At 69.8% G+C, this 4,721-nt stretch carries 6 protein-coding genes; 5 read left to right on the plus strand and 1 reads right to left on the minus strand.

Translation table 11 applies throughout. The features are described 5' to 3' along the window. The 3 genes from B8460_RS23550 to B8460_RS01230 all read left to right on the plus strand — a co-directional run. A partial coding sequence (locus B8460_RS23550; RefSeq protein WP_048859747.1) for an ATP-binding cassette domain-containing protein occupies positions 1–494 on the plus strand: 494 nt, incomplete at its 5' end. Continuing rightward, a complete protein-coding gene (locus B8460_RS01225) occupies positions 494–1,486 on the plus strand; it encodes an ABC transporter permease (RefSeq protein WP_048859748.1) in 993 nt (330 codons plus the stop codon). The genes B8460_RS23550 and B8460_RS01225, both read left to right, overlap by 1 nt. 22 nt (positions 1,487–1,508) lie before the next feature. Beyond that, entirely contained in the window at positions 1,509–3,008 is a 1,500-nt protein-coding gene (locus tag B8460_RS01230) for an amidase (protein ID WP_048859749.1), read from the plus strand. A 100-nt stretch (positions 3,009–3,108) separates the two neighbouring features. On the opposite strand, the gene B8460_RS01235 is transcribed toward B8460_RS01230, so the two are convergent. Further along, a complete protein-coding gene (locus B8460_RS01235; protein ID WP_048859750.1) occupies positions 3,109–3,441 on the minus strand; it encodes a hypothetical protein in 333 nt (110 codons plus the stop codon). A 178-nt stretch (positions 3,442–3,619) separates the two neighbouring features. Here B8460_RS01235 and B8460_RS01240 point away from each other — a divergent pair, with 178 nt between their 5' ends. Both B8460_RS01240 and B8460_RS01245 read left to right on the plus strand, forming a co-directional pair. Continuing rightward, positions 3,620–4,153: an ester cyclase gene (locus B8460_RS01240; RefSeq protein WP_048859751.1), complete on the plus strand. Its 534-nt coding sequence runs from the start codon at positions 3,620–3,622 to the stop codon at positions 4,151–4,153. A gap of 165 nt (positions 4,154–4,318) precedes the next feature. Continuing rightward, positions 4,319–4,657, plus strand: a complete 339-nt coding sequence (locus tag B8460_RS01245; protein WP_048859752.1) for a hypothetical protein — start codon at positions 4,319–4,321, stop codon at positions 4,655–4,657. Positions 4,658–4,721: the final 64 nt, after the last annotated feature.

Consider the following 4,721-nt stretch of genomic DNA (forward strand, 5'->3'; position numbering starts at 1 on the left):
TGTCGCGCCCGTCGCTGGCCAACCTGCTGCTCGCGGACCTGCCGGCCACGTCGCGCGGCCCGCTGCTTGACGGGCGGGCACGACGGCGCACGGCGGAGGCGCTGGCCCGCCGGCTGGGGTTCAACCCGGCGCGGCTCGATACGGAGGCGGTCAACCTGTCGGGCGGCAACCAGCAGAAGCTGGTGCTCGGCAAATGGCTCAACCGGCAGCCGCGCGTGCTGCTGCTCGACGAGCCGACGCGCGGCATCGACCTCGGCGCCAAGCAGGAGATTTTCCAGACCATCCGCCGCCTGACCGACGAGGGCATGGGCGTGATCCTCGTCTCGTCGGACTTGGAGGAGGTGGTGGAGCACGCCGACCGCGTCGTGGTGATGGCGCGCGGACGACAGATCGCGTTGCTGGACGGGACGGAGACGAGCGTGGAGCGCATCCTCAACCTGATCTTCGCGGTCGAGGGCCGACCGACGGACCAACCTCTCGCGGGAGCCGCCTGATGAGCGCCGCCACCACGAGCCTGCCGGCCGCCGAGGCCGGGCCCGCGCCGGCCAGCCGGCTGCCGGGGCTGATACGTGTCTACGGCATCATCCTGACGCTGGTGCTCCTGCTGGTCGTGGTCACGATCGGCAACCCGGCGTTCCTGTCGCCGCACAACATCTTCAACATGCTGTCGGAATGGGCGCCGGCCGGGATCATGGCCGTGGGCATGACCTTCGTCATCCTGACCGGCGGCTTCGACCTGTCGATCGCGTCGGGCTATTCGCTCGCCGCCGTCGTCGCCGCCTATGTCGGGCAGGGGCATCCGCCCGCCGTCGCCTTCGCCGCCGCGATCACCGTGGGCCTCGCCTTCGGGCTGTGCAACGGGCTGCTGGTCGCCGTCGTGCGCATCAACCCGTTCATCACGACGGTCGGCAGCGGCTTCATCATCAACGGTATCTCGCTGGTGCTGACGCAGAACGCGGCGTTCATGGTCAACAACGACGCATTCGGCACGCTCGGCGCCGGGCGGTTTCACGGCGTGCCTTATTCGGGGATGCTGCTGATCGCCTTCCTGCTGGTATTCGGGTTCATCCTCGCGCGGACGATCTATGGCGAGGCGATCTATGCGGTCGGCGGCAATTACGAGGCGAGCCGGCTGTCGGGCATCCGCGTCCGTCTCGTCGTCGCCAGCACCTATGTCCTGCTCGGCGGCTGCGTCGGCCTCGCCGGCTGCATCGCCGCGTCGCAGCTGAGTTCGGCGCAGGCGAACCTCGATCCGGGCATCATCTTCGATGTGCTGACGATCGTGGTGGTCGGCGGCACGTCGCTGTCGGGCGGCGTGGGCGCGATGTGGCGCACGGCCGTCGGGCTCGGCATCATCGCCACGATCTCCAACGGCTTCGTGCTGCTGGATATCAGCCCGTACTACCAGTCGATCATCAAGGGCGCGATCATCGTCTCCGCCCTCGCGCTCGATACCGGGCTGACGCGCCTCGTGCGCGCGAAATGACGTCAACGAAAGGAAACGAGGGATGAGCACCAGCGGCTTCACCCTGCCGGAAGCAACGATCGACGCGATCCACGCGGCCTATCGCAGCGGCACGCTGACATGCGAGGCGCTGGTCCGGGCCTATCTCGACCGCATCGCGGCCTATGACCAGCAGGGACCGGCGCTGAACGCCTTCGCCGCCCTCAATCCCGAGGCGCTGGCGCAGGCACGGGCGCTGGATGCCGCGTTCGCCCGCGACGGACGCTTCGTCGGGCCGCTGCACGGCATTCCGGTCGCGGTGAAGGATCAGGCCGAGACGGCGGGCATCCCGACCTGCTTCGGCTCGGTCGCGCTGAAGGGCTATGTGCCCACCGAGGATTCGACCGTCGCGGCCAAGCTGAAGGCCGCCGGCGCGATCATCATCGGCAAGACCACCTTGCCGGATTTCGCGACGTCCTGGTTCGGCTATGCCTCCGCCACCGGCGAGACGAAGAACCCGTACGATCTCGCCCGCGATCCCGGCGGCTCGTCCGCGGGGACGGGCGCCGCGATCGCGGCCAATCTCGCGACCGTCGGCATCGGCGAGGACACCGGCGGGTCGATCCGCCTGCCGTCGAGCTTCTGCAACCTCGTCGGCGTGCGGGTGACGCCGGGGCTGATCAGCCGCAACGGCCTGTCGCCGCTGGTCGTGTTCCAGGACACCGCCGGGCCGATGGCGCGCACGGTGCGCGACGCGGCGCTGCTGCTCGATGCGGTCGTCGGCTTCGACCCGAAGGACCCGTACACGACGGCGCACACGATCGCCGGCCATAAGGGCAGCTATGCCGATGCGTGCGACGCGGGCGCCCTGTCGGGCGCGCGCATCGGCGTGCTGAAGGAGGCGTTCGGCAGCGACGACGATCCGGACTGCGCGCAGGTCAACGCCGTGGTGCGCGGCGCGATCGGCGCGATGGAGGCGGCGGGGGCGACGATCGTGGAGATCAGCCTGCCCAACCTGATGGAGTACGTGGTGGAGACGTCGCTCTACATCACGCACTCGCGCCACGACATCAACGCCTTCCTCGCCGCGCGGCCGCAGCTTGCGTATCACTCGCTCGACGACATCGTGCGCGACGGGAAGTACCACCCGAAGCTCGATCTGATCGACGACATCATGACCGGGCCGGCGCAGCCGGAGGACGATCCGCAGTATTACCGCAAGCTCGCGGCGCGCGAGGCGTTCCAGCGGGCCGTGGTCATGCTGGTGGCCGCCAACGGCCTCGACGGGGTGTGCTTCCCGTGTTCGCAGGTGCTGCCGCCCACGCGCAAGGAGCTGAACGACGGCCGCTGGACGGTGCTCGGCTTCCCGACCAACACGCTGATCGCGGCGCAGACCTGGATGCCCTCGATCTGCGTGCCCGCCGGGTTCACGCCGGACGGCATCCCGGTGGGCATGGAGATCATCGTCCCGCCCTATCACGAGCCCGATCTGTTCCGCCTCGGCTATGCGTTCGAGCAGGTGGCACCGCACCGACGCCCGCCCGCGAGCACGCCGGCGCTGTAACGGGCGCCGTACGTCAAACGGCCCGCGGATCGGGGGAGCCGCGGGCCGTTCATGTCCTGACGTGGCCTCGACGAACGCCGGGCCGCCTCGGGGGGTGAGTTCAGCGGGCCGTCGTCAAACGGCTCGATGCCTCGTTCAGGACAACGCGCCCGGCCTCCACCGACAGCGCGCGCATGGGCACGGTCGTCAGATAGTTGCCGGGAGTATCGAAGGCGCCGATCCAGAGAATGGCGCGGCGCCCCTGCATGCCTTGCCAGCTGCCGATCTCCGTGCCGTTCTGGTCATAGACGAAGGAGCCGACGTCGCTGCGCGTGGCCGGGCCGTCGGTGACCGAACTGGCGAAGGCCGCACCCGCGCCGAAGGCCAGAAAGGCCGCCGCGGTCGCCGTCGCGGCGGCAAGGGTCGGTGTTCGTGATTGGGTCTTGCGGAACATCTCGAAGGTCCTCCACTGACACGTGAGGGTCCGTTTCGCGGCGTCTGCGCCGTTTGCGTCCCGAAGTTACAGGGTGAGACTGGCGTGGTTCCGGTGCCCTCGGCAGGCGGTTCCGCCGCACAAGTCTCATGTTCGAAGTGGGGCAAATCACGTGGAACCAGACCACACGTCTTCTTGTATGGCCGATGTTTCAGGCCGCGATCACCCGGCCGCCATCGCTGTGCCGATCGACCGGCGGCGGCTGCTGGGCGCGGTCGCGGCCGCACCGTTGCTGGTGGGGGCGGCTCCCGACGAGGCGCCCGCGCGGGCCGTGGGCGAGGCGTTCGCCCGCACGCTGAGCGCCCACGACCTCGCCGCCTTCGCCGCCCTGTTCGCGCCCGACTACGTCAATCATCAGCGCAGCGCCGCGGCGCGGCCACCCTTGCCGGGCATGAGCGGCAGGGCGATCGTCGTGGCGCTGTTCGCCGACCGGCTGCGCGCGCTGCCCGACCTGACGGTCACGGTGGAGCATCTGCTGCCCGGCGCGGACGGGGTGGCGGCCAGCTATGTGTATGAGGGCACGCAGCGCGGCGCCTATCTGGGGCAGCCCGCCACCGGGCGGCGGCTGCGTTTCACGTCCTGCGACATCTTCCGCCTGCGCGGGGGCCTGATTGTCGAGCACTGGGGCATGTCGGACACCGCCGGGGCGCTGGCGCAGATGCGGGCCGGATGACCGGCGGAAGCCGCCCGAACGCCACGGCATGCGACAAAGGTTTATTTTCTACGCAAATCTGTGCAATATCGGTTGCACCATGGCCGGACATACCGTATACAAAACTAGTCGCGGGACCGTTATCGATACCGGCCGCCGCAACCATGTCAGCGGGGCCGTTGGTCGATGTGCGAGTTCGAGACGACGTTGCGGGAGCTGGACGCGGAGTGGCATGTCGAGAGCGGCCTGGTCTCGGCATGCATTCCGCAGGCGCGCGGCGGTGAGGTGAGGCTGTCGATCGAGCGGCTGGACGGTGGCGGCTGGGACTGGGTCGTCTGGCGGGTCGGCGCCCCGGCCGGCGACCCGTCATCGGGCGGTGTCTGGAGCGGCGTCGCGCCGCATCGCTGCGACGCCCTGCTGGCGGTGCAGGCCATCGCGCGGCGCATCCGGCTCGCGCCACACCAGAATCCTACGAGCACCACGGCCGGGGGCGGGGTGGCAGCCGCCCAACGCCGGGTCGCCTGACGCACGGCGCGACGGCGACCGCCGTCGGAGCCGCCGTTACTGGTCGCGCCAGGTGCGGCGGTCG

It is taken from the genome of Acidisphaera rubrifaciens HS-AP3, assembly GCF_000964365.1.
In the GTDB taxonomy this organism is placed as follows: domain Bacteria; phylum Pseudomonadota; class Alphaproteobacteria; order Acetobacterales; family Acetobacteraceae; genus Acidisphaera; species Acidisphaera rubrifaciens.